This is a genomic window from Kumtagia ephedrae (assembly GCF_003012745.1).
Lineage (GTDB): Bacteria > Pseudomonadota > Alphaproteobacteria > Rhizobiales > Rhizobiaceae > Kumtagia > Kumtagia ephedrae.
Genome location: NZ_PXYK01000005.1, coordinates 259099 through 282433 on the forward strand (window position 1 = coordinate 259099; position 23335 = coordinate 282433).

At 65.8% G+C, this 23335-nt stretch carries 20 protein-coding genes; 13 read left to right on the forward strand and 7 right to left on the reverse strand.

The genetic code is table 11. The features are described 5' to 3' along the window. Positions 1–67: 67 nt before the first annotated feature. Genes C7I84_RS07390 through C7I84_RS07400 form a run of 3 tightly spaced genes read left to right on the forward strand, consistent with a single transcriptional unit; the run spans position 68 to position 4603 of the window. Positions 68–577, forward strand: coding sequence for a MarR family winged helix-turn-helix transcriptional regulator (locus tag C7I84_RS07390; RefSeq protein ID WP_425351306.1), 510 nt, complete (start codon positions 68–70; stop codon positions 575–577). A 31-nt stretch (positions 578–608) separates the two neighbouring features. Next, positions 609–1097: a (2Fe-2S)-binding protein gene (locus C7I84_RS07395; RefSeq protein ID WP_106771504.1), complete on the forward strand. Its 489-nt coding sequence runs from the start codon at positions 609–611 to the stop codon at positions 1095–1097. Beyond that, positions 1094–4603, forward strand: a complete 3510-nt coding sequence (locus C7I84_RS07400) for a molybdopterin cofactor-binding domain-containing protein (protein ID WP_106771505.1) — start codon at positions 1094–1096, stop codon at positions 4601–4603. The genes C7I84_RS07395 and C7I84_RS07400 overlap by 4 nt, the downstream gene beginning before the upstream one ends. A gap of 104 nt (positions 4604–4707) precedes the next feature. Here the strand turns inward: C7I84_RS07400 and C7I84_RS07405 are convergent, their stop codons facing one another. The 4 genes from C7I84_RS07405 to C7I84_RS07420 are packed head-to-tail and all read right to left on the reverse strand — an operon-like array spanning position 4708 to position 7955. Next, complete coding sequence (locus C7I84_RS07405; RefSeq protein WP_106771506.1) at positions 4708–5199, reverse strand: MarR family winged helix-turn-helix transcriptional regulator; 492 nt, start codon at positions 5197–5199, stop codon at positions 4708–4710. A 24-nt stretch (positions 5200–5223) separates the two neighbouring features. After that, the gene (locus C7I84_RS07410; protein ID WP_106771507.1) at positions 5224–6297 is read right to left on the reverse strand and encodes an ABC transporter ATP-binding protein; all 1074 of its coding nucleotides are present in this window, start codon (positions 6295–6297) and stop codon (positions 5224–5226) included. Between the two features lies 1 nt (position 6298). Continuing rightward, on the reverse strand, positions 6299–7081 hold the full coding sequence (locus C7I84_RS07415) for an ABC transporter permease (protein WP_106771508.1): 783 nt from the start codon (positions 7079–7081) through the stop codon (positions 6299–6301). Positions 7082–7091: 10 nt separating this feature from the next. After that, entirely contained in the window at positions 7092–7955 is an 864-nt protein-coding gene (locus tag C7I84_RS07420; RefSeq protein WP_106771509.1) for an ABC transporter permease, read from the reverse strand. Positions 7956–8217: 262 nt separating this feature from the next. On the opposite strand from C7I84_RS07420, the gene C7I84_RS07425 reads away from it, so the two are divergent. From C7I84_RS07425 to C7I84_RS07440, 4 genes are all read left to right on the forward strand, one after another. Continuing rightward, complete coding sequence (locus tag C7I84_RS07425; RefSeq protein ID WP_207770976.1) at positions 8218–9297, forward strand: ABC transporter substrate-binding protein; 1080 nt, start codon at positions 8218–8220, stop codon at positions 9295–9297. Between the two features lie 88 nt (positions 9298–9385). Further along, positions 9386–11620 carry an MGH1-like glycoside hydrolase domain-containing protein gene (locus C7I84_RS07430; protein WP_245428340.1) on the forward strand — a complete coding sequence of 745 codons (2235 nt, stop codon included), beginning with the start codon at positions 9386–9388 and terminating at the stop codon, positions 11618–11620. A 5-nt stretch (positions 11621–11625) separates the two neighbouring features. Next, the gene (locus C7I84_RS07435; protein ID WP_106771510.1) at positions 11626–14283 is read left to right on the forward strand and encodes a glycosyl hydrolase family 2 protein; all 2658 of its coding nucleotides are present in this window, start codon (positions 11626–11628) and stop codon (positions 14281–14283) included. A 12-nt stretch (positions 14284–14295) separates the two neighbouring features. Continuing rightward, complete coding sequence (locus tag C7I84_RS07440; protein ID WP_106771511.1) at positions 14296–15195, forward strand: phosphorylase family protein; 900 nt, start codon at positions 14296–14298, stop codon at positions 15193–15195. A gap of 197 nt (positions 15196–15392) precedes the next feature. On the opposite strand, the gene C7I84_RS07445 is transcribed toward C7I84_RS07440, so the two are convergent. Continuing rightward, entirely contained in the window at positions 15393–15920 is a 528-nt protein-coding gene (locus tag C7I84_RS07445; protein ID WP_106771512.1) for an NAD(P)H-dependent oxidoreductase, read from the reverse strand. After that, complete coding sequence (locus tag C7I84_RS07450) at positions 15914–17230, reverse strand: LLM class flavin-dependent oxidoreductase (protein WP_106771549.1); 1317 nt, start codon at positions 17228–17230, stop codon at positions 15914–15916. The genes C7I84_RS07445 and C7I84_RS07450 overlap by 7 nt, the downstream gene beginning before the upstream one ends. 128 nt (positions 17231–17358) lie before the next feature. On the opposite strand from C7I84_RS07450, the gene C7I84_RS07455 reads away from it, so the two are divergent. Continuing rightward, positions 17359–18114: a helix-turn-helix domain-containing protein gene (locus tag C7I84_RS07455; protein ID WP_106771513.1), complete on the forward strand. Its 756-nt coding sequence runs from the start codon at positions 17359–17361 to the stop codon at positions 18112–18114. A gap of 333 nt (positions 18115–18447) precedes the next feature. Here the strand turns inward: C7I84_RS07455 and C7I84_RS29645 are convergent, their stop codons facing one another. Further along, positions 18448–18756: a hypothetical protein gene (locus tag C7I84_RS29645; protein WP_133170069.1), complete on the reverse strand. Its 309-nt coding sequence runs from the start codon at positions 18754–18756 to the stop codon at positions 18448–18450. A 67-nt stretch (positions 18757–18823) separates the two neighbouring features. Between C7I84_RS29645 and C7I84_RS07460 the strand changes: the two genes are divergently transcribed. From C7I84_RS07460 to C7I84_RS07480, 5 genes are read left to right on the forward strand one after another with little or no spacing between them, the layout of a single operon-like run. After that, entirely contained in the window at positions 18824–19885 is a 1062-nt protein-coding gene (locus C7I84_RS07460; protein ID WP_106771514.1) for a PilN domain-containing protein, read from the forward strand. Next, positions 19885–20490 carry a type II secretion system protein GspM gene (gene gspM / locus C7I84_RS07465; RefSeq protein ID WP_106771515.1) on the forward strand — a complete coding sequence of 202 codons (606 nt, stop codon included), beginning with the start codon at positions 19885–19887 and terminating at the stop codon, positions 20488–20490. Before C7I84_RS07460 ends, gspM begins: the two co-directional genes overlap by 1 nt. Next, positions 20487–21041, forward strand: a complete 555-nt coding sequence (locus C7I84_RS07470) for a hypothetical protein (RefSeq protein WP_106771516.1) — start codon at positions 20487–20489, stop codon at positions 21039–21041. Before gspM ends, C7I84_RS07470 begins: the two co-directional genes overlap by 4 nt. Then, positions 21038–21940, forward strand: a complete 903-nt coding sequence (locus tag C7I84_RS07475) for a ComEA family DNA-binding protein (RefSeq protein WP_106771517.1) — start codon at positions 21038–21040, stop codon at positions 21938–21940. Before C7I84_RS07470 ends, C7I84_RS07475 begins: the two co-directional genes overlap by 4 nt. Next, a complete protein-coding gene (locus tag C7I84_RS07480; RefSeq protein ID WP_106771518.1) occupies positions 21937–23265 on the forward strand; it encodes a GspE/PulE family protein in 1329 nt (442 codons plus the stop codon). Before C7I84_RS07475 ends, C7I84_RS07480 begins: the two co-directional genes overlap by 4 nt. Positions 23266–23335 lie beyond the last annotated feature (70 nt).

The following is a 23335-nucleotide window of genomic DNA, read 5'->3' on the forward strand; positions in this document are numbered from 1 at the left end:
ATGGGCCGGGCAGCAGGGCATTGCCGCGCGCCGGCGCACATTGACGGCCGCTCGCGTTCGGCGCTTCATGCCTGGATCGCTGAAGGTGCCGCGGAAAGCGACGGAAACGAGAATGCTCGGGAAACAGGATGCAGGGCAGCCAGACAACGAATACGCCTTTTCAGAGCAGATCGGCTATCTCCTGCGTCGCGCCTATCAGAAGCACCTGGCGATCTTCCAGGCAAACGCCTCCGATCCGCAGCTGACGTCGGTGCAGTTCGCGACGCTTTGTGCCCTCAAGGACCGCGGGCCGCAGTCGCAGGGGGAGCTGGTCCGCTCGACCGCGATCGACCAGGCGACCATCCGGGGCATCATCGCGCGCCTGCAGGCGCGCTCGCTGGTCGCGCTTGGCGAGGACCCCTCGGATGCCCGCAAGGTCATCGTGACGATCACGGAAGAAGGCAGGACCGTTCTCGATGCGATGATCCCCTGCGCCCGCAGGATCAGCGAATTGACCGTGGAGCGGCTCAACCCGGCAGAACGGCTGGCGCTGATGCACACTCTGCGGCAGATCATCGGAACCGACACGCTCGAGTAACGATTCCGGGCCACATGCCAGAGCCGCAGCCATGACGGTCGAACTTCTGGTCAACGGCGAGCGGGTCGAGGTCGAGGCCTCCCCGCAGACGCCGCTGCTCTACGTCCTGCGCAACGATCTTGCCCTCAACGGTCCCAAATATGGCTGCGGCCTCGGCGAATGCGGCGCCTGCGCGGTGCTGGTCGCGGACCGCGCGGTTCGCTCGTGCGCCGTCCCGCTTTCGGCCCTGAAGGGCCGGCCGGTCACGACGCTGGAGGGCCTGGGGACCCGCGAAAGGCCCCACCCGGTCCAGTCCGCCTTCATTGCCCGGAACGCGGCGCAATGCGGCTACTGCCTGAACGGCATGATCATCGCCACGGTCGCCCTGCTGCGCCGCACGAACAATCCGAGCGAGAGCGAGATCCGGGAGGCGTTGCGCCACCACCTATGCCGCTGCGGCACGCATCTGGAGATCCTGGACGCCGTGCGCGCCGCGGCGCGAGCCGGCAGCCCGGACGAAACGCATCGGGACCATCCATGAAGCAGCCCCGCGAAAAGCCGATCTCAGCCTATCTGGGCGACGCCGACATGCTCACCGTCACGCGGGTCTCGGATACCGGTCGGGAGGAGCTTTTCGTCGCCATCGGCGCCGACGGGAAGGTGCGCGCCTTCAACGGCCATGTCGACCTCGGCACGGGCATCCGCACCGCCCTGGCTCAGATCGTCGCGGAAGAGCTGGACGTGCCGTTCCAGGCCGTCGAGATGGTGCTCGGCGCCACCGAGGCGGCCCCGAACCAGGGTCCGACGATCGCCAGCGAGACGATCCAGGTCACGGCGATTCCGCTTCGTCAGGCTGCCGCCACCGCCCGGGCGCATCTGGTGCGGCTTGCCGCCGAACAGCTCGACTGCGTGCCGGACGACCTGCTGGTCGAGGACGGCGTGGTCCGGCCGAGGGCGGAAAGCAATCGCTTCGCCCGTTATGGCGACCTCATCGCCGGCCGTGGCATCCGCCTGCGCCTGGATGCGGGCGCAGCCCTCAAGGCAAGTTCGGCCTACCGTGTGGTCGGCCGCGCGCAACCGCGCATCGACCTTCCCGAGAAGGCCACCGGCGCCTTCACCTATGTGCACGACGTGCGGCTGCCCGGCATGCTGCACGGCCGGGTGATCCGGCCGCCTTATGCCGGCTTCGACCACGGCCCTCACGTTGGCGCGAGCCTTGCGGGCGTGGATGAGGGATCGGTCGCGGACGTTCCGGGCCTGGTCTGCGTCGTGACGATCGGCGATTTCGTCGGCGTCGTCGCCACACGCGAGGAGAATGCGATCCTCGCCATGCAGAAGCTGAAGGTCACCTGGCGCGACATCCCCGCCATCCCCGACCTGAACCGTCCCGAGGAAGCCATCCGCGACAATCCGGCGACGCCCCGCAAGCTGGCCGACCGGGGCGACGTGGAGCGCGCGCTGAAGGGCGTCGGCGACATCATGAACCGCAGCTATGTCTGGCCCTTCCAGATGCACGGATCGATCGGTCCCTCCTGCGCGGTCGCCGACTGGCGGCCCGACGGGCTGACGGTCTGGTCGGGTACCCAGAACCCGTTCCCGATGCGCAGCGACCTGTCGCGCCTGATGGACATGCCGGAGGACCTGATCGTCGTCGAACGGCTCGAGGCCGCCGGCTGCTACGGCCGCAACTGCGCCGACGACGTGACGGCCGACGCCGCCCTGCTCTCACGCGCCGCGGGCAAGCCGGTGCGCGTGCAGCTGACGCGCGAGCAGGAGCACGGCTGGGAGCCCAAGGGAGCGGGCCAGGTCATCGACGTGCGCGGCGGTCTCGACCTCGAAGGCGGCCCGGCCGCCTACGAGTTCGAGACACGCTACCCCTCGAACCTCGCGCCGACGCTGCCGCTCATTCTCACCGGCAAGATCCCGCCCGTCGCCGGCGTCGCGCAGATGGGCGACCGGACAGCAATTCCGCCCTACGCATACGCCAACATGCGGGTGACGGTGCACGACATGCCGCCGATCGCGCGCGCTTCGTGGTTCCGCGGCGTTTCGGCCATGCCGAACAGTTTCGCGCACGAATCCTTCATCGACGAGCTGGCGACGGCCGCGGGTGTCGATCCGATCGAATACCGCCTGCGCTACCTGCATGATCCGCGCGCCGTCGACCTTGTCCGCGCAGTCGCGGAACGGGCGAACTGGCAGCCGCACACCGGGCCGTTCTCGCATGGCGGCGACGGCGACATCCTCTACGGCCGGGGTTTCGCCTATGCCGTCTACGTGCACGGCACCTTCCCCGGAACGGCGGCCGCCTGGTCGGCCTGGGTCGCCGACGTGGCGGTCAACAGGAAAACCGGCGAGATCGCCGTCACCAGGGTCGTCTGCGGTCAGGACACCGGCCAGGTCGTCAATCCCGACGGTGTCCGGCACCAGATCCATGGCAACGTCATCCAGTCCACCAGCCGCGTCCTCAAGGAGGAGGTGAACTTCTCCGCCGACGCCGTGCAGAGCCTCGAATGGGGAGCCTACCCGATCCTGCGGTTCCCGGAGGTGCCGCAGGTGGACGTGCTCATGGTGCCGAGGCCGGACGAACCGCCGCTTGGTGCGGGCGAATCGGCCTCCGTGCCCAGCGCCGCGGCCATCACCAACGCGATCTTCGATGCGACCGGCGTGCGCTTTCGCGAGCTGCCGCTGACCCCGGAGCGTGTGCGCGCGGCGCTCAACCCGCTGCCCCCGGCCCCGACGCAGGAGAAGCCTAAATTCGCCCGCCGCCGGGTTGCCGGACCGTTGGTCGGCGCTTTTGCCGGGGCTCTGGCGCTGGGCGCGGCGGTCCTGCCATGGCGCGCGCCGATCGCACCGGTCGAGCGCCCCGCCTCCGACATGTTCTCGGCCGCCGCCATCGAGCGTGGGCGGCTGGCCGCCGCCGCGGGTGCCTGCAATGTCTGCCACATCGGAAATGACGGGCTGGCCTTCGCCGGGGGACGCGCGCTCGAAACCCCCTTCGGCGTCGTCCATGCCCCCAACATCACGCCGCATCCGGAGGCCGGCATCGGCGCCTGGTCCTATCCCGCCTTCGAGCGGGCGATGCGACAGGGCGTGAGCCGCGACGGCAGCCACCTCTACCCGGCCCATCCCTATACGTCCTTCGCCAAGGCGAGCGAGAGCGATCTCCAGGCCCTCTATGCTTATCTCATGCAGCAGCCGGCATCCCCCCGGAAGGTGCCGCAGACCGAATTGCGGTTCCCCTTCAACGTCCGTCCCCTGATGGCAGGCTGGAACGCGCTTTATCTATCCTCCTCGCCGGTCCCGAAGGATGCAAGCCGCGGCGCGGCATGGAACCGGGGTGCCGAACTGGTCGAAGGGCTCGGCCACTGCAGCGCCTGCCACTCGGAGCGCAACATCCTCGGCGCGGAGGTGAAAGGCGACCGGCACCTTGGCGGCGGCTATGCCGACGGCTGGCATGCGCCGGCGCTGACCGCCCTTTCGGCCTCGCCTGTCGGCTGGACCGAGGATGCCTTCTACGACTATCTCCGGAAGGGCCGGGCCGCCGATCACGGTCCGGCTGCCGGACCGATGGCGCACGTCGTCGAGTCGCTCGCGCCCTTGCCCGATTCCGACATCCGCGCCATGGCAACCTATCTCGCCAGCTTGAACGACAAGCCCGCGACGGACCCCAGAAGCGCCAGCGCCGGCGCGATCGAAGCCGCAAGCGCCGCGGAACCGGCAGCACGGATGCGCTTTCCCGTCGGCGCCCGCCTCTTCGAGGGCGCCTGCGCCTCATGCCACAACGATACGGCCCCGGTCGCCTCGCTCGCGCTCAACTCGAACGTCCATACCGAAACGCCGGACAACCTCATTCAGACGATCCTGCACGGCATTCCCGAACCGGTCGGCGAGCGTGAGGAGGTCATGGCCATGCCCGCCTTCGGCGCATCGCTGTCCCACCAGGCGATCGCCGAGTTGTCGGACTACATGCGCGCCCGCTTCGCGCCGCAGAAGCCGGACTGGGCCGACACGGCAGGCACGGTCAGGCGACTGGCAACGAAATAACCGGGAATTCGAAGCCGCCAACGCGAACCTCGGAATCAAGCTGCCGTATCCTTCCGGAACGCGCGGCCGGGCGGTACCGGGATCGCCCGGATCTCAGGATCGGTCTAGCGCAGCTTCGACAGCAGGCGAAGCAGGGCGTCGCGCTCTTCGCTGTCGAGCGGCTCGAGCGTTTCGCGCGTGACTTCCCGCGCCGGCCCGACACGCTCCGCGTAGACCGCGCTGCCCGCCGGCGAAAGGGAGATCGAGAACCGTCTGGGGTCCGCCGGGTCGCGCCTGGTGACCAGCAGCCCGCGCTTGACCAGGCGCTCCACGACACCCTTGATCGTGACGTTGTCCATCGCGGTCTGGCGGCCCAGCAGGTTCTGCGACATGCCGCCCACCTCGGCGAGCTTGGCCAGGACCGCCCATTGGGTCGGCGTCAGATCGCCGCCGACACGGGTGGTGAAAAGCGCGGCATGCCGCTGCTGGACTTGCCGCAGGATGAATCCCACCTGCTCGTCGAGCACATAGTCGCGTGACTCGCCGCGTTGCGATGCGGAGATTTCCGCCTCCTCGCCCGTGCCTTCCCGCTTCTCCGGCACGCCCCGGTTCACCATCCTGGCCTTCACTCTGCGCGACCCTCAGGCCGCAACAAGAATGGTATGATACGGCGCCCAGGTCAAAGCTATGGTCTGGTCCGGGCCGAACCGCTCGTCGGTGCGGTTCTGGACGAAAACCGTCACCGGCTTGTTCCCCGCGTCGACCTTGTACGTCACGCTGTTGCCGGCGAAAACCTCGGCCATGACGCGACCCTGGATGGTGTTCGTGCGGCCCTCCTGGCCCTGGGCTCCGACCGGCCCGGCAAGCAGCTTCTCCGGCCGCACGGCGGCAGTGACCCTCGCGCCGGCCGGCGCTTCGTCGGTGGTGAAGATCGCCTGCCCGTCCGGCAGTTCGATCCGGGTGACCCCGTCGCCGCGCCCGGAAACGACACCTTCGAAGAAATTGGCGGTGCCTAGGAAGCTGGCGGCGAACGCCGTGCGCGGCCGCTCATAGATATCGCGTGGCGCACCGATCTGCTCGACCCTGCCCCCATTCATGATGGCGATACGGTCCGACAGCGTCAGCGCCTCCTCCTGGTCGTGGGTGACGAAGACGGTGGTGATGCCGACGTCGCGCTGAATCTGCTTGAGCTCGAACTGCATCTCCTCGCGGAGCTTCTTGTCGAGTGCGCCCAGCGGTTCGTCGAGAAGCAGCACTTTCGGATTGGTCGAGAGCGCGCGGGCGAGCGCGATGCGCTGCTGCTGGCCGCCCGACATCTGCTTGGGCTTGCGGCCCTCGAAACCGGACAGCCGGACGAGCTCCAGCAGCTGCCTGACACGTTCGGCGATCTCCGCCTTCGGCCGATGACGGACGGAGAGGCCGAAGCCGATATTTTCCGCCACCGTCAGATGCGGAAACAAGGCGTAGTTCTGGAACATCATCCCGATGTCGCGCTTGTTGATCGGGATGTTCGAGACTGCCTTGCCGGCGATGGTGATCTCGCCGCGATCCGGTTCCACGAAACCGGCGATCGCACGCAGCAGCGTGGTCTTGCCGCCGCCGGAGGGACCGAGCAAGCCGAAGAACTCGCCGTCCTGGACGGTCATGGAGACGTCGTCGAGTGCGGCGACCTTGCCGTAGTACTTCGCGACGTTGCTGATGCCGACAGCACTCATTTCAGCGTTCTCCACCGAACTTGGAAAAGCGGGCGAAACCGATCATCAGCACCATCGAGGCGAGAATGATGATCGTCGAGATCGCGTTGATCTCGGGGGTGAAACCCTTGCGGATGGCCGAGTAGATCTGCACCGGCAGCGTCGAGGTGCCGACGGGCGCAAGGAAGTAGGAAATGACGAACTGGTCGAAGGAAATCGCGAAGGCGAACAGTGCCGCCGCCACGATGCCCGGCGCCATCAGCGGCGCGGTCACGCGCCAGAAGGTCTGCCATCCATTCGCGCCCAGCGTCGCGGCGGCCTCTTCCATCGACACGCCGAGGCTGCGCAGGCGCGCGCCGACGATGATGACGACATAGGGCAGCGACAGGGCGACGTGGCCGAGCAGGATCGAATGGAGTCCGCGGCCGATGCCCGACCAGAAGAAGAACATCAGCATCGCCGTGCCGGTGATGAGCCACGGCATTGTGAGCGTCGGCACGAGCATGCCCTGCAGCACCCGCTTGCCGCGGAACTCGTAGCGCGCGAAGCACAGCGCCGTCAGCGTGCCCAGCGTCGTCGCGATCACCGTGTTGACCAGCGCGATGACGATGCTGTTGCGCGCCGCGCCGATCAGCTGGTCGTTCTGCGCAAGCTGCTGGTACCACACAAGGTCGAACTCGAACGGAAGCAGGTAGAGTTCCGACCGGTTGAACGACATGATCATCATGACGATGATCGGGATGTAGAGAAAGAACAGGATCAGCAGGAGGTACAGGCCCGAGAGGGCGGAGCTTGCCTTGTTCATCGTCACACCCTCAATTGACCGAGATGTGCTTCTTCAGCACGGGATAGAACAGGCCCATGATCAGCAGCACGATTGCCAGCATGATGAAGCCGAGCGCCGCGCCGAGGGGCCAGTTGAACGAGGCCGTGAACTGGTTCTCGATCAGCGTCCCCAGCATGATGGCCTGCTGGCCGCCGAGGATGCGCGGCTCCATGAAGGCGCCCAGCACCGGCACGAAGGTCAGGACCGAGCCGGCGATGAGCCCCGGCAGGCTGAGGGGCAGGATCACGCGGCGGAAGACGTCGAAGCGCGACGCGCCGAGGCTGTAGGCCGCTTCCGTCAGACTGTCCTCGATCGCCTGCAGCGAGATGTAGCAGGTGAGGATCATGTAGGGCAGGTAGGACTGCACCAGTCCGATGACGATCGCCGGGTAGGTGTAGAGCAGGTCGAAGGAGGGCGCGAAGGGCAGGATGCCGTGGATCGTCCGGGCGAGCAGTCCGTTGTCGCTGAGCACCATCGTCCACGAAAAGGTGCGCACCAGACTGTTGCTCCAGAACGGCAGGACGATGAGCAGGAGCAGGGCCTCGCGCCAGCGGCCCTTGATGGCCTTGGCGAGGATGTAGGCTGCCGGATAGCCGATCAGCGCGCAGAAGAAGGTCACTTCCAGGCCGAGCCGAACCGAACGCCAGGCGTTGGTCAGATAGAGCGGCCGGGTGAAGAAGTCGGTATAGTGCTTGAGCGTGAACGCCGCCTCGCGTCCTCCCACCGGCACGACCGTCAGGAAGCTGAACACCAACATGGCCGCCAGCGGCAGCACGACCGTCACGGTGAGCCACAGGGCGGTCGGCCCACTCAGGCCGATGATTGCACGCAGGCGTCTGGCGCTGCTGGTCATGGCTACCTCGACAAGACGGCGCCGGGCGTTGCCGCCGGCGCGTTCCCCGTTTACTGTTCGTATACGAACTAAAGCCGGTTTCCGCCACCCTAGCAAGTCGATTTTTGCGCAAGTGCCCGCTGCGCCCGAAAATTCGCCTCCTTCCCCTCTTGCGCAAGGGACTCCGTTGGATATTGTTAGTGTACGAACATGCGTGGAACCGCATCTTCGCGAGACCGAAACTGCGCGGGCATGCGCATCTCTCCAGGGGAAGGACATCAAAATGAACAGGCGCAAGATCATTCTGTCGGCCGCGGCGGCGCTCGCCGGGACGACGATGCTGTCGCTGGCGGCGGGCACGACCGCCGCGCAGGCACAGGAAATCCGTGTTCTGAACTGGAACGGCTACGGCACGGACGAGAAGTTCGCAGTGGAGAAGTTCAAGGAGATGACGGGTGTCACCGTCGTCCACGACTACTATACGTCGGAGCAGGAAATGCTCACCAAGATGCGCACCAGCCCCGGCGCCTATGATGTCGTCGTGGTCGGCACGCCCTTCCTGCCGGCGACCCGCGACGAGGGGCTGATCGAGCCGATCGACACCTCCAAGATCAGCAACTTCGCCGACGTGTCCGCGCAGTTCAGGGACAGCGACATCGTCAAGGTCGGCGATGAGACGTGGGGAGTGCCGTGGGTCTGGGGCATCAACTCGTTCGCCTATAACACCGAGACCATCAAGGACAAGCTCACCTCGGTCAACGCCTTGTGGGATCCCAAATATGCGGGCCGCGTCTCCTTGCGCGACGACGGCATCTACAACGTCCAGATGGCGGCGCTCGCTCTCGGCCAGGACATCAACCACCCGGCGGACATGGCGGCGATCAAGGAGAAGCTGCTCGCGCTCAAGCCGCAGATCCGCTCCTTCTGGGCGTCCGAGGACGAGTGGATGAAGGGCATCGCGGCCAAGAACTTCGACATCGGCGAGATCTGGGCCGGCGGCGCGGCGCGCGCCATCAAGCGCCACAAGCTGCCGATCGAGTTCGTCGTCCCGACCGAGGGTGCCTCGGCCTGGTTCGACGTCATGATGATCGCCAAGGACGCGCCGAACAAGGAAGCCGCCGAGAAGTTCATCGACTACATGATCAGCCCCGACTTCTACGTCACCTGGGACACGAACGCGGGCGCGGCCGTTTCGGCCAATGCGAAGGCGGTCGCGGCGTTGCCGGAGGACGCCTTCAACAGGACCGTCATGGGCAACCCGGAAGTTCTCGAGCGCCTGAAGTTCGCCCTTCCGCTGACGGAAGAACAGCGGCAGGAGATCTCGGACATGTGGGCCGAGGTCAAGACGGAGTTCGCGCGGTAGCATCGACTGCCCGATACCGACGGGACGGGCGCCAGGCCCGTCCCGGTTTTTCGGCCGGTCGGATAGGCTGACCGGCCCGCATGCACGGATGCTGACGATGCTAGTCGATGCCAACGTTCCGGCCGCACGGGCCTGGAATACCTGGTCCAACCGGCCGGGCGAGATGGTCTTCCTGCCCCTCGGCGTCCGCCTGACGCCCGTGCTGTTTTCAAGCCGGGCCGGCAAGGCGACGACCATCGCTCCGGGGCCTGATCTGACGCTCGGCCGCCATGGCATCGACGGCGAGCATATCGCCTTCCACACGCGCTATGGCGGCACGAAGCTGGATTTCCGCTACGACAAGACCGATCCTTGGGCCTTTCACGGCGAATGGCGCTGCACGCATCATGGCGAATGGGGTCTCCGCTACTGGGTAGCGCTTTGCCTTTCGGCCGAGAATGGCGCGACCGCCGTCTTCGACGAGGCTGCGCAGGCGGCGACCATCAAGGTCGGAACGCGCTTCGTCGCCGTCGTCGCCTCCACCCAGCCGGTGCAGGTCACCGCGCACAGGAGCGTCGCCGATCTGGTCGCCGATTTCGACGCCAACGGCTATTTCTATCTCGGTAGCCGCGGCAACGAGGCGAAGGCCTTGGCGCTGCGCTTCGAGCTCGAAATGTCGAAGCACACGCGCTTCGCCGCCGCGGTCGCGGACGATCGCGCGCTGGCCATCGCAAAGGCGCGGGAATGCCTCGCCAAGGGTGCATCCTCGCCGCCCCTGCCGGTCCAGACCGGCCGTAATGCCGGCGCGCTCGACGCGGTTTGCGACGTGATGGGCTGGAACACCCTGCGCGACACCGCCCACAACCGCAATTTTACCGCGACCAGTCGCATGTGGGATCTCGGCGGCTTCGCCGTCTGGTACAACGACGCCACCTACCATGCGCTGATGTGCAGCCTGTTCGATCGCCGGCTCGGCTTCGACAACATGGCGACCGCAATGGCCAATGCCACGCCGCAGGGAAATTTCGCCTGCCTCACCAATGTCAACGATTCCTGGGTCGACCGCACCCAGGCGCCCAACGGGGCGTTCATGGCCTGGATGATGTTTTTGCGCAGTCGTGATCGTTCGCTGCTCGAGCTCGTCTACGAGCCGCTCCGGCGCAACCAGCTCTGGTGGCGCGAAATGCGCGATCCCGACCGGCGCGGGCTTGTCTCCTGCGGCACGTCGGATGTCGGCGAAGGCATGTACAAGGGCATGCACTTCGGCGCGCGCAACGAGACCGGCATGGACAATTCCGCCACCCATGACGAAGCGATCTACGAGCCGGAAACGCGCACGCTCTCGACCTTCGACGTCGGCTTGAACTCGGTGCTGGCGCTCGACGCCGAGATGCTGGCGCTGATCGCCCGCGAACTGGGCCGCACCGGCGAGGCGGAGGAGTTGGACGCCCTGGCGGCATCGAGCCGCGACAGGATCCGCACCGAGCTGTGGGACGAGGCGCGCGGCATCTTCGCCAACCGGCAGCGCAACGGCGGTTTCGTGCGGAGCCTGGCGCCGACGAGCTTCTATCCGCTGATCTGCGGCGCGGCCACGCCCGAACAGGCCGGGCGGCTGCTCCAGCATCTCGACGACCCCCGCACCTTCGGCGGCGAATGGGTCATCCCCAACGCCACCCGCGACGACCCGGCCTATCGCGACAACGTCTACTGGCGCGGCCGCATATGGCCGAACGTCAACTATTTCGTCTGGCATGCGCTTCGCCGCAACGGCTTCGAGGCCGAGGCCAGGGCGTTCGGCGCCAAATGCATGAAGCTCTTCGAAAAATCGTGGGCGGATCGGGTGATCGCCGAAAACTACAACGCCGAAACCGGCGAAGCCATGGATCAGGGCGACACCGACCCGTTCTACTCCTGGGGCGCACTGCTGCCGCTGCTCGGCGTCGCCGATATCATGGACATCAATCCGTGGGCGGGTTGGGAATTGCGCAACACCGGCGAGCCGGGAAGCCTCGGGCCTGTCGAGAGCCCGATAGGTCCGGTGACGGTTGCCGTCGTGCAGGGCACCCTTTCCCTTTCGACGTCCCGCGGAACGCTGCTTGAGACCCCGACCCGCGGCCGCATCGCCAACCTGACGCTCGCCGAGACCTGTGTCTCGATGACGCTTCATCCTGAAGTCGGCGACAGTTTCGAGATCGCCTTGTCGGGGATCGAGCCCGGGCGGATGGTTGCGGCGCATCTCGACGGCGAGACCGTTTCCCCGACCGGGGACACCGGCGTCCTGCGGTTCTCGCTGCCCGACGCCGCCGGCCGCCGCCTCGTCGTCCACCTGGCGCCGATCGCCTGACCCCGATGGAAGCCCCGGATTGGTTCCAGTCTCCCGCCCAGCCGTTTCGGCCGGGCGCCTTCTGGTTCTGGCACCATATCCCAGGCAAGGCCGAGATCGCCGCCCGCCTCGCGGAGATCGCCCGGTCGGGCCTGGGCACGATCATGATCCAGGCACGGCTCGGGCTGCCGCTCGGCGACTATCTGTCGCCTGCTTTCCTCGACGCCTATCGCCTGGCCTGCGACGAGGCCGGCCGGCTGGGCCTCGCCATCGAGATTTACGACGAATACAACTGGATGTCCGGCCACGGCGGCGGACGAACGGTCGAAGGCGCCGACCATCTCCGCGAGCGCCACCTCTTCTGGCTGACCGTGCCGGTGCGCCGGGGCAGTGCCCAGGCGACCTTTGGCGACATCCGCTCCCCCTGGCTGGAATTTCTCGGCGACGAGGGGCTGCGCTGGTGCTACGAGGGCGCCGCGCCGCTCTGGGATGAGTGGGAGATCGCCGCCGCCGCCGGCCATGGACCGGATGGCCGCTTCCGCGACCTCACCTCCCGCGCCGGCATCGTCGCGGCCGACGACGTCTCATGCGCTGTCGATATCCCGGCCGATACCGACGCCTCGGTCACCGTCTTCGTCGCTGCCCGCTGCCGCAGCTCGCGCCTCGTCAACTACCTGATGCCCGAAGCGGCGCAGCGTTTTGCCGAAAAAGTCTATCGCCCGCTACTTGCAGCGACGAACGCCGACGCGAAGGGCTTTTTCTTCGATCATCCCTATGCCGGCTTCTATCACTGGCAGGGCATGCACGGCGACGTCGGCAACAGCCTGCTGTGGGACAAACGCCTGCCGGCCCTGCTCGGCGGCGAACCGCTGGCGCTGCAGCTCGCCGCGCTGATCGGAGATGTCGGGCCGGCCACTGCGGCGATGCGCACGCGTTTCTTCCGCGCCTACTCCGACCGGCTGCACGAGGCGTTCTTCGGCACGCTGCGCGCCTGGTGCGACAAGCATGGCGTGGCCTTCAGCGGGCACGAACTGCTGACTCACGTCGGAACATGGGGCCTGCACGACGGCCTGACGGGCATCGACCCGCGCTCGATGCCCGGTGTCGACTATTTCGGCGTCGACCGGTACCGCTCGGCGACGTCCGTCGACGCGGCCGACTATCATCCGCAACTGGCGGCCAGGCTCGGCGATTCGGTCGCCCGCGCCAATGGCCGCGCCCGCTGCACGCTGGAGCAGTATTCGACCGGCCGGGAGGCCGGCATGGCCGGAACCGCCGGCCAATGGGGCCTGACGCTGGAGCGCCTGCGCGCCCAGACCATCCGCCACACCTTGCAGGGCGCACGCCGCGTCGTGCTGCATGCGCTCTATCTGACCGACGGCTTCGCGCCGGGCGAAAGGTCCGGCGCCAATCCACGCTTCGATTTCGCGCCCGGCTTCAATTTCGAACCCTGGTGGCAGGATGCGCCCTCGGTGCTCGACGAACTTGCGCGGCTCTCGGCCTTCCTGGAGGACGGCGAGCCCATCCGCCCGGTGGCACTCCTCTATCCGCTCGATACCATCCGCGCCGAAGGCCCCGCTTCCGATTGCGGCCGCCATTTCGGGCTTTGGGCCGAAGCCCTGACGCTGTCGGGCATCGGCTTCGACATCGTCGACGAAAGCGGCCTCGCCGACGCCCGGATTTTTGACGGCGAGTTGCTCCTGCCGTCGGGCCGCTATGCCGCGCTGATTCTGCCGGCGGTCAGCACGCTGGCGGAGCCGCGCACGGCGACAATCATCGCGGAATTCGCGACCGCGGGCGGCCGGTTGATCGGCTCGGGCAGCCTGCCCCGGCAGACGCGCGAGACCGGCCTCGACAAAGCACTGGCCGCAGCCTTCGCCGGCCTGCCGCTCCGCCATGTCGACGAACCCGACTACGAAACCGTCGCAAGCTTTCTCCGCGCTGCCTTTCCCGTCCCGCCGGCGCGCTTCGAGCATGGGCCGACCTTCGCCGCGGCGGCGCGCGTCGATGGCGGGATGCGGCTCGCCCTTTTCAACGACCAGCCGGAACGGCGCATCGTACGGCTATCCCTGCCGGACGGCCCGGTCGATCTCCTGCGCTGGCATCCGGAAACCGGCGCGGTGTCGCCTTTCGCCTATGGGCTGAGCGGCGCGGTCCGCTTCGAGGTCGCCGCGCATGCCTTGCTCTGCATCGGAACCCGGCCCGGCAGCGGGGCCGACCCACAGCCGGCGACGGCGCCGATGTCCGACCTGCCGCCTCCGGTCCCGCTGCCCGATGGCTGGACCTTCTCCGCGGGCGGGCCGTTCCAGCCGATCCGGACGGATCGAGGCTGGGAGAGGCAGGGTTTCGAGACCTTCGCCGGCACCGGCGTCTACCGCCGCGAGATCGAGCTCCCGCCGCTCGATGCCGGCGGCAACTGGAATCTCGTCTGTCCGGGCCTCGCCGGCACAGCGGAATGCCTGGTGGGCGGCGCGGTCACCGGCCGCCACGTCGCCGGCGAGGCCGCCTTCGCTCTCCCGGGCGCCGGTCGTGTCGTGGTCGAACTGCGCGTCCGCAACACCGCCGCCAACCGCTACTATCCCGGCACGTCCTATGAAAGCGGCGCGGGCCAGCCCTCCGGCCTCACCGACGCGCCGCGCCTCGAGGTCCGGACAGTCGGCGATATCCGCATTCTGACCTCTTGAAAGGTTCCTCCCATGGCCGACACGATACCGCAGACCCCTTTCGCGCTTATTTCCGGCAGTGCCCAATGGGGTCTCATGTTTCCCGACGACGTGCTGGAGCCCGGCGTCTCGGTCAGGGAGCGCGGCCTGGTGTTCGAGACGCCTTGGGGACCGAGCGAGAACTGGCAGGTCATCGAGGTCTCCGGCGAAGGCACGCCGGATGGCGAGCCGAGGCGGATTCTCAACGTCTTCGCCCATGGGTGGCCGATCGATTCCATCGACCATGAGGCTTTTCGCAAGGTTGCCTGGATCCTGCGGGAAGCCGGCGTGAAGAAGATCTTGGCGGACTCGACCTCCGGTTCGATGAACCGGATGCTGAAGCCCGGAGATTTCATCATCCCCTGGGACGTGCTCGACCTTTCGCAGACGCGCTACTCGCTGTCGGGCAAGATGACCGCCGCCTGCCAGTCCGTGCAGCTCTTCTGCCGGCACCTCGCGGCCCTGCTGAAAGAGACCGCCGAGGAGCTGTGGCCGCATCCGCACCGCGTCGTCGGGCAGGATCAGCAGCTCGTGTTCGCGCACAATTGGGGGCCGCGTTTCGGCAGCCGCGCCGAGGCGCATGCCTACAAGGTCCTGGGAGCCGACGCGATGAACCATTCGACCGGCGCGGAGGCCTCGCTCGCCCGCGAGATCGGTGCCTGCTACGTCGCCGCCAGCTTCATCGTGCGCTGGCAGGACGGCGTCATGGACCGGCCGCCGGAAGATTCGACCGCCCTGCATGAAAGCCTGCGCCACCCGGCCTCGCGCATCAGCCTGCGCACCATGATCCGCGCGCCGCTCAGCGAGCAATGCGGCTGTCACAAGCTGCGCACGCTGACGCGCAGGGAAGACATCCGCTTCGCCCAGAACCAGCGCGGTTTCACCTGCGGCTAGAGCATGATCCCGAAAAGTTGCAGACTTTTTGGACAAAGATCATGCGACGAAACAAACAGATAGAGTGGAATTCCGGTCCATCTTGACCGGATTCCGCTCTAGAGCGGTTCCAGCAAAAGTGCGCAGCGTTCGGAATTGCAAAAAACAAAGAGATAGAGAGCAGTTCCGTTGATCCGAAGAAAAACGGAAATGCTCGCTCAGGCCGTCAGGGCGGCACGGCTGTCCCCGAGTTCGGCGGCCGCGTCGGCGACGCGCTCCTTCACCAGCCTGTCGACGAGCTTGCCGTCGGAAAAATCCGCATCGCAGGCATAGACGGCGGTAGGCATCACCTGCGCGCGGAAGAAGCCGAACAGCGGCCGCATCTGGTGCTCGACGACCAGCGCATGGCGGGGGCCGCCGCCCGTCGCCGCGACGATCACCGGTTTGCCGTAGAGCGCATCGGGCCGGACGAGGTCGAAGACGTGCTTGAAGAGCCCGGTGTAGGAGCCCTTGTGGACCGGGCTTGCGACGACGAGTGCATCCGCCCGCTCTATTACCGCGAGGATGTCCGCCGCCTCGCCGGTTAGTTCGCCTGCCTGCAAGGCGCCGCCGAACATGCGTGCCGTCTCGGAGAGATCGTGCAGGCTGGCGGGTCCGAAACGGTCGCCCAGCCTTTCGACGATCTCCGCGACCAGCGCCCGCGTCTTCGACGGCCGCTGGAGATTGGCGGAAAATCCGATCAGCATGCGGCGTTCCCCTCGCGCAGATGCTCGCGCAGCGTCTTGCCCTGATAGGCCTTGCGGAACAGGCCCCGCCGCTGCAGTTCCGGCACCACGGCGCGCGCAAAACTCTCGTGGCTGGTGGGGAAAGTCGCCGGCGCCAGCACGAAACCATCGCAGGCCTGCGCCAGGAACAGCTCTTCCAGCTGGTCGGCGATCGTCGCCGGCGAGCCGACCAGTTGGTTGGGAAGCGCCTTCCGCGCCGCTTGCGAAATCGACAGGGCGCCGTCCCTGCGCACCTGCTCGAGCAGATCGACCGAGCCCTGCATGCCCTGGCTGCCGGCCAGGTCCGACAGCGACTGGCCGTCCTCATAGCGGCTCATATCGACACCCACGGAACTGGAGGTGGTTGCCAGCCGCAGCTCTTCGTCGGCCAGATCGTTGAGATAGGCGGCCTTCTCGGCGGCGATCGCATCCGTTTCGCCGACGATGCAGCTCGTCTGCACCAGGATCGCGCAGTCTTCCGGCCGGCGGCCATGCGCGTCGAGCCGCCCTTTGATGTCCTGGTAGAAGGCCTGCATCTCGGCCTTGCCCTTCTGCGCCGCGAAAATGACCTCCGCCCAGCGGGCCGCGAACCGCCGGCCGCGCTCGGAGGAGCCTGCCTGCATCAGCACCGGATGCTTCTGCGCGCTTTGCGGGATGGAGAGCGGACCGCGCGTCTTCACGAAGCGGCCGGCATGGTCGCTGTAGTGAACCTTGGACGGATCGGCGAAGACGCCCGTCGTCTTGTCGAGAACGAATGCATCGGCATCCCAGCTTCGCCAAAGCTTCAGGCAGGCTTCGACGACCTCGTCGGCCTGGTCGTAGCGGGCGTCCTTGTCGGGCAGCATCTCGAGCCCGAAATTCCTGGCCTCCAGATCCGTCGCCGACGTAACGATGTTCCAGGCGACGCGTCCCCTGGAGAATACGTCGAGCGAAAGCAGCGACCGCGCCAGGTGATAGGGGTGGAAAAGTGTGGTCGACAGCGTCGCGCCGAGCCCCAGACGGCTGGTGGCGCGCGCCATGACCGGCAGGACGGTCAGCGGATCGAGGAAGGAAATCTGTCCGCCGCGCTCGACATAGGTGTCGAAGCCGCCCTTGTGGATGTCGTAGAGCCCGAACAGGTCGGCGAAGAAGCAGCCGTCGAAGCAGGCATCCTCCAGCACCCGCGCGACATGTTCGTAGCGCGCCGGCTCGAAGATGTCGGCGAGCGTCGCCTCCGGATGCCGCCATCCGCCGGCATGCAGCGCCGTCGGGCCGGTCTTGAGGTAGGCGACGAGGTGCATCTGGCGTTGCATGGGAATGCCATTCCATCGGTTGTGGAGGACGTCGACCGGCATCCTGCCTTTCCGATGCGGGAAGGGCATCCTTCAATCCATAGGAAGGGTGCGCTATTGTTTTCCTATGAAACATAGGAGAGCGCGGCATGCAGCCGGAAGCCGTCGATCGTCTCGCAAGAGAGCTGGCCGCGTGCACCGGCAGCGAAGCAAGGATTCGCGTGGGGCTGGCGGGCGTGACGCGGATTTGCCCGCAATGGCGGAATACCGGTCTGCTGGAGGTCGACGGTTCCACGGGAACGGTCACGCTGCTGGCCCGGCATGGCCCGGTCAGCCCGCTGTTCGAGAGCCTGCGAACCAAGTGGCCGCTCGGCCTCAGCCCGGCGCGGGAATTCCTCAAAGGCGGCGCTCCGCGGTTCATTCCGGACATGCGGGAAAGCACCGCTTTCCCGCTCTACCGCCTCGATGCGGACATCCAGGACTACCGGTCCGTGGCGATGCTGCTCTTGCGCACGCAAGGCAACAAGGGTTTCGTCGTCAGCTGCCATTCCAGCCGGGTGCTTTCCCGGGAGGAGGCCGCCTTGCCTTGGCTCCAGCTTGCCATATCCATCCTGGCTCTGGCGCTGGGCGACATCGACGCCACGCGTCATTCCGAGCCGCCCGGCGCCGAGGTCCACCCCGCCGTTCTGAAGCTGGCGGGCGAGAAGCGTGCCGACATGCTTGAGACCGCCCGGGCATTTGCCCTCCACGACGGAAGGTTCCAGCGAACAGCGGATGCGCTCGGCATTCATGTTTCGACGCTGCGCTACCGACTGAACCGATTGCGCGAACGGCTGGACATCGACCTGCTCGACCGCGACATACGCCACGCTCTCCTGAGAAGTGCCGAAGACGGTTCATTCTGAACAGAGCCGGGCACCGGATCCGCGGCGCTCCTGCGCAGCTAAAACGTATGCCTGCTGAGACCGTCTCCCCCCGAGGGTGCTTCCACCCCTTCTCGGAAAATCACGCTGACCCCGCAGGGATGGACGGCTTGAGATCGAGCTGGTTGCGAGATCGCCGGCATCCTGGCGCTGACAAAATTGCAAAGGCCCCGGTGCTTCCACCGGGGCCTTTGCAATTCTGGTTGCGGGGGCTGGCTACCAGCGTTGTCTGCCTCGGCTCAGCTGCAAGCTGTTTCCTCTTGTGCCGGCAAAGCGCACAGTCTTGGAGCATGACCCGCACTAATTGAAGGAGATTCAGAAATCAGGGCGACGCTGATTCAGGCTGTCTGCCGGATCAACACGGCCGGCCATGCCGAAGCTTTTCGGTGGAAAGCGTGCCAGGCGGAGAGCTACCGGCGGTTTCCAGCGGCACGCGTAACGCCCACTGACCGAAACTGAAGTTGGAGCGGAAGGATCGGGGGCGTACTGATAGAAATTTTTCTCGCCAACGGGCTTTGGCTTCTTCCAGCCATATTCACACTCGTCACACTCCTGATTCACCCCCGCTCGCTCGGCTGATCTAAACAAACCTGTGATTTTCGTGGTTCCGTTCCCATTGGTCACTGAACGCTTTCCTGTTTTTTGCTAATGAGAGAGCGTCTTATCTGCTGCTACGCGCCGGACTGACGGCATGCATCAATTCTCCCTGCGCAACGATTTGGCTGATTTCGGCGAGTGGTGGCTGGCGGAACTCGTCGCCATGACGCCGGCTGCGGTCAGGAAAAAGCAAACTGCAGATTGCACCCTCGTTGTGGGAAGGGACTCTGTTCATAGCTGGCACGCTGCAGGCGCTTCAGGCGACGTGACCGAACCGCGGGAATTGTTCGAGCCCCAGGATTTGCGGGTGGAACTTGAAGGACTCGTGCGTTCCGCTCATGAAAAGAAGCGCCCTATCGTCGACCTTGTGCTGGGCTCGGGACGTTTTCTGGAGCGGCAAGTTGCTCCCTTCCGCCTACCCAGCCGCCGCGCTAGCGCTATGGCCGCGCTCGACCTCCAGTCCTCCACCCCACTCGATCCAGCCACCGTGATCATGCTGTTTGCCACCGGCGATGCTGATCGCAGTGATCACCGCTATTTCGTCGTCAAGCGGGAGACGCTAAAGCCGCTTCTCGCCGCGATCGAGCAGGCCGGGGCACGCCTCGGCACCATGCGGGCGGAGAGCGAGGGTGGCCCAGTTGAGCTATATGTCGAAGAACTTGGCGCGCTCGTTCGGCCGGCCTGGCGTGACAGGTTGCAGCGCGGCTTTTTCCGAGTCGTGGTCGCCGCCTCGGCCGTGCTCGCTATCGCAACCCTCGGTCATGCCCAATGGCATTACAGGGAAGGGATAAGACAGCTCGATACGGAGATCGAGGCGCTCGGAGTCGAGGTAAAGACCGTGCGCGCGCTGTCGGACGAACGCAATCGGCGCGTCGAGCAAATTGAGAGCGTGCGCGTGCAGCGCGCCCAGGCGATCCCGCTCGCTAAAATCCTGGAAGAACTGACACGGCTCGTGCCCGACGACAGTTGGATCATCGATCTTTCTATCGAGGACGACAAGGTGACGTTTTCAGGGTTTTCGTCTTCCGCCGCCGGGCTGATTGCGACGCTCGACGCCTCGCCGCTGTTCAGCGGACCGACCTTCACCGCTCCGGTCGTCAAAGCGCCTGGCGCCGACGGCGAGCGCTTCACCCTCGTCATGAAGCTGGAGCGGTGATGGGGGATCCAGTCACCCGCATCGTCAACGCTTCACGCCGCGCGCGGCGGGCGATCGCCCTTGCCGTGCTCGTGATGGTGCTTGTGGCGAGCGGTTTCGCTGTCCAACTGGCGCTGTCCTCCGTGCTGGACGTCAACGCGGAGGTTCGTGAGAAACGGGAGGCGATCGGCCGCCTGCAGGCGATCGCCGGCCTGAAGGCCGGGTTGATGCGGGAAAGGGAGATGGCCTCACCATCGGCTGGTGCCGAATTTCTCGAAGGCGAGACCGAGGCCGTCATCCGCGGCAACATGCAGAAGCATTTGAGCGAAGTGATCACCGCGCAGAACGCCAATGTACTGTCGATCAGCAACGTCCCCGACCTGACGGTCAATGGCGTGCGTTACGTCGGTGTCGGCGCCGACATATCCGGCACTGTGGAGGCGGTCTACAACGCGGTGCTATCGGTCGAGACGTCGAAGCCAATGATCGTGCGCAGCGCCAATCTGTGGCTGAGCGGATCGATCGGCCCCAACGTAAGGCAGGCACCGGAAATATCGGCGCAGTTGCGTGTCTACGGCGCCCTGCGTTCCGATCTCGGCGTGCCGCAAGCCGGAACCGTGCAATGATACGGACCCCCGTCTCTCTTGCTCTTGTGGCGGCCAGCGCGGCGATGGCTTTCCTCAACATCCACTGGTGGCGGACTCCGCCCGACCTCTCGCCGATCGAGCCCAACAACGCCGTGAACCTGTCTTATCCGCAAGTGGCCGATGGCGATGCAGACCAGCCCGACCGGGAATTGGCGCTAGCGCCTGTCGAGAGCCTTTTACGGCCGCTGTTTCATGCCATGCGCAGGCCCTTCGTTCCGCCTCCGGTCGAACCCGTGGAGGAAGAATTCGTCGAGGAACCGCCACCCCCTCTCGAAATCGAACCGGAGTCGGTGGTGGCCGAGACGATGCCGGACCTGCGGCTGGCCGGCATCAGTCTGACGTCCGATAGAAGTCGCGCGCTGATCGGCCCCGCCAAAGGCGGCGACTTTCGCTGGTATGGCCGGGGCGAGGAAGTTTCGGGATGGACAGTCGTCTCGATTACCCGTGCCGCTGTGACACTTGAGAGTGGTGGACGGAATTTGACGGTTTCCCTTTATTCGGCCGCGCCGGCCAGTAGTGTCACCGAATGAGCGCGCCGCCGGGTCGGCCGGAGCATGACAATGCCGGTTTCGCGCTGGTCGCGGTGCTATTGTTCCTGCTTTTCGTGGCAGCGATCGTCGCGCCTTTCGCTATGGCGGCCCGAACCAACTGGCTGGTCGCAGCCAACCGGGCCCAGCAGGACCGCCTGGATGGCCTTGCCGACGCGGTCTTGACCTTGGTAGCGATGCGACAATTGGGGACCGCCGGAGTGGCGACGCGGCAATCTTTGCCTCTTAATTCCCAACCTGTCGTCTGCAAGATTTCGGGCTATTTGGTCACGGCCGAACTCCAGGACCAGACCGGGCTGGTCGATCTCAACGCCGCAGACGCAAGCACGCTTGCGACAGGCTTGAGGGCGCTTGGCGTGTCCGAAGATCAAGCGGACGATCTCGCCGAAGCGATCGTCACCTACCGAAGCTATGAGCCGCAATCCGAAACGCGCGGCGCGGAAGTCGAGATATTCGGCGGCGCGAAGCGGGGACCGTTCGAGTCCGTTATCGAGCTTTCGGACTTTCAGCCGCTTCGCGACATTCCGCCGGCCGCCCTCTATGCGACTTTTACAGTGCATTCGCGGTTGGGCATCGTTGTTTCGTCGCGAGCACCCAAGCGGCTCGCCATCATGATGGAGAATGCGGCCAGCCCGCATGCGGATGCCGGCGCGTCCCGTTCTCCGACGGCGATCAGCGTTGCCGTAGAGGCGCCGAAATCGCCTTTCCGTGGTCATTCGGCATACCTGATTGAGCCGTCGACGCGGCGCGATCGGCCGTTCAGACGCATCGAAAAACTATTGGCGGCGCGGGACGAGACGCGCGATATACAGTCGCAGGTCACATGTCCCGCGCCTCTTTCCAGCGACATCGCTCAAGTCCTTGCGGGGCTCGGCCCATGAATGTCCATCTGCAAAGGCCGACTGCGGACGAGGTACTGAACCGTCTGGTTGCCGATGGTGCGTTGTCCCAGGACGGAGCAGGCCGCGCCAGGGCCGCGCTGACCTCCACGTCGCATCCATTCGACATCGTCTTGACCGAACTTGGCCTGTTGCGGGAGGATGAACTGGCCAGACATCTCGCCTCGATCCTGCAATTGCCATTGTTCAACGACCTTTTCGGCCTCGACGCTCAGTTGGTCGATCTCGTGGGGCTCTCGTTCTGCGAAGGCAGTTCCATCTTACCGCTCGGCATGACCGACGGCGTTGTCTCCGTGGCTGTCAGCGACCCTTTCTCACGCGGTGCGATCGATGCGCTGGCCTTCCACCTCGACCGCATGCCTTCGCTGCATATCGCTACCCGCAGCCAGATTGCCGCGCAGTTTAAGCTCCTCCGGCAGGGCGCGGAAGGAGAGGTTTTGGCGGATGCGTTCGACGCTTACGCCAATCTCAATGATGCGGACAGACTACGCGACATCGCCCGCGAGGCGCCGGTCGTTCGGCTGGTCAGCCGGGTGATCAACGAGGCCGTGGAACGTGGAGCCACCGACATCCACATCGAGCCGCAGGAGGACAATGTACGCATTCGGGTTCGTCTGGATGGGCTATTGTTACTCGCAGAGACCGTGGCGCGTTCGATGCATGCGGGCATCGTGACGCGTATCAAGATCCTGGCGCAATTGAACATTGCGGAACGGCGCATTCCCCAGGACGGGCGCTTGCGGGCAGTGGTGCGTGGCCAGAATGTCGACATGCGCGTGTCGGTGGTGCCCAGCGCGCATGGAGAGGCGATCGTGCTGCGCGTGCTCGATCGATCGAGAGTGAGACTTGAACTGGAAGCCCTTGGCTTCGACCCCGCAGCAAGGGCACGGCTCACGGCGATGTCGCAAGCGGCAAATGGCATCATCCTGATTACCGGCCCGACCGGCAGCGGCAAAACCACGACTCTTTATTCGATGCTCAAGGGGCGCAATTCGATCGACACCAAGATCTTTACGGTCGAGGATCCCGTCGAGTACCGCCTAGCAGGTGTTACACAATTGCAGGTGGAACCGGTGATCGGCCTGGATTTCGCAGCGGCCCTGCGATCGGTGCTGCGTCAGGATCCAGATATCATACTGGTCGGCGAGGTACGCGACAAGGAGACAGCCGAGATCGCGATCCGCGCGGCTCTTACCGGGCATCTCGTGTTGTCGACCTTGCACACGAACAGCGCCACGGGCGCGTTCACATGTGAACCGGCGTGCAAAGTTGACCCCCTAGGCGGGGTTATCGGCGTCCAAAATTGACCCCCCTCATTGGTTCGTTCTGCGACCATCCGTTCGGTTTTTCGAGCGGATGGAGAGGGGATGAAGTCGG

What these genes read in the sequence shown, in the direction of transcription:
- C7I84_RS07435 (WP_106771510.1), top strand. Translation starts at nt 11,626, where the DNA reads ATGGAAGCCCCGGATTGGTTCCAGTCTCCCGCCCAGCCGTTTCGGCCG.
- C7I84_RS07395 (WP_106771504.1), top strand. Translation starts at nt 609, where the DNA reads ATGACGGTCGAACTTCTGGTCAACGGCGAGCGGGTCGAGGTCGAGGCC.
- C7I84_RS07440 (WP_106771511.1), top strand. Translation starts at nt 14,296, where the DNA reads ATGGCCGACACGATACCGCAGACCCCTTTCGCGCTTATTTCCGGCAGT.
- C7I84_RS07415 (WP_106771508.1), bottom strand. Translation starts at nt 7,081, where the DNA reads ATGAACAAGGCAAGCTCCGCCCTCTCGGGCCTGTACCTCCTGCTGATC.
- gspM (WP_106771515.1), top strand. Translation starts at nt 19,885, where the DNA reads ATGGGGGATCCAGTCACCCGCATCGTCAACGCTTCACGCCGCGCGCGG.
- C7I84_RS07480 (WP_106771518.1), top strand. Translation starts at nt 21,937, where the DNA reads ATGAATGTCCATCTGCAAAGGCCGACTGCGGACGAGGTACTGAACCGT.
- C7I84_RS07400 (WP_106771505.1), top strand. Translation starts at nt 1,094, where the DNA reads ATGAAGCAGCCCCGCGAAAAGCCGATCTCAGCCTATCTGGGCGACGCC.
- C7I84_RS07420 (WP_106771509.1), bottom strand. Translation starts at nt 7,955, where the DNA reads ATGACCAGCAGCGCCAGACGCCTGCGTGCAATCATCGGCCTGAGTGGG.
- C7I84_RS07430 (WP_245428340.1), top strand. Translation starts at nt 9,386, where the DNA reads ATGCTGACGATGCTAGTCGATGCCAACGTTCCGGCCGCACGGGCCTGG.
- C7I84_RS07425 (WP_207770976.1), top strand. Translation starts at nt 8,218, where the DNA reads ATGAACAGGCGCAAGATCATTCTGTCGGCCGCGGCGGCGCTCGCCGGG.
- C7I84_RS07410 (WP_106771507.1), bottom strand. Translation starts at nt 6,297, where the DNA reads ATGAGTGCTGTCGGCATCAGCAACGTCGCGAAGTACTACGGCAAGGTC.
- C7I84_RS07445 (WP_106771512.1), bottom strand. Translation starts at nt 15,920, where the DNA reads ATGCTGATCGGATTTTCCGCCAATCTCCAGCGGCCGTCGAAGACGCGG.
- C7I84_RS07460 (WP_106771514.1), top strand. Translation starts at nt 18,824, where the DNA reads ATGCATCAATTCTCCCTGCGCAACGATTTGGCTGATTTCGGCGAGTGG.
- C7I84_RS07405 (WP_106771506.1), bottom strand. Translation starts at nt 5,199, where the DNA reads ATGGTGAACCGGGGCGTGCCGGAGAAGCGGGAAGGCACGGGCGAGGAG.
- C7I84_RS07470 (WP_106771516.1), top strand. Translation starts at nt 20,487, where the DNA reads ATGATACGGACCCCCGTCTCTCTTGCTCTTGTGGCGGCCAGCGCGGCG.
- C7I84_RS07475 (WP_106771517.1), top strand. Translation starts at nt 21,038, where the DNA reads ATGAGCGCGCCGCCGGGTCGGCCGGAGCATGACAATGCCGGTTTCGCG.
- C7I84_RS07450 (WP_106771549.1), bottom strand. Translation starts at nt 17,230, where the DNA reads ATGCAACGCCAGATGCACCTCGTCGCCTACCTCAAGACCGGCCCGACG.
- C7I84_RS07390 (WP_425351306.1), top strand. Translation starts at nt 68, where the DNA reads ATGCCTGGATCGCTGAAGGTGCCGCGGAAAGCGACGGAAACGAGAATG.
- C7I84_RS07455 (WP_106771513.1), top strand. Translation starts at nt 17,359, where the DNA reads ATGCAGCCGGAAGCCGTCGATCGTCTCGCAAGAGAGCTGGCCGCGTGC.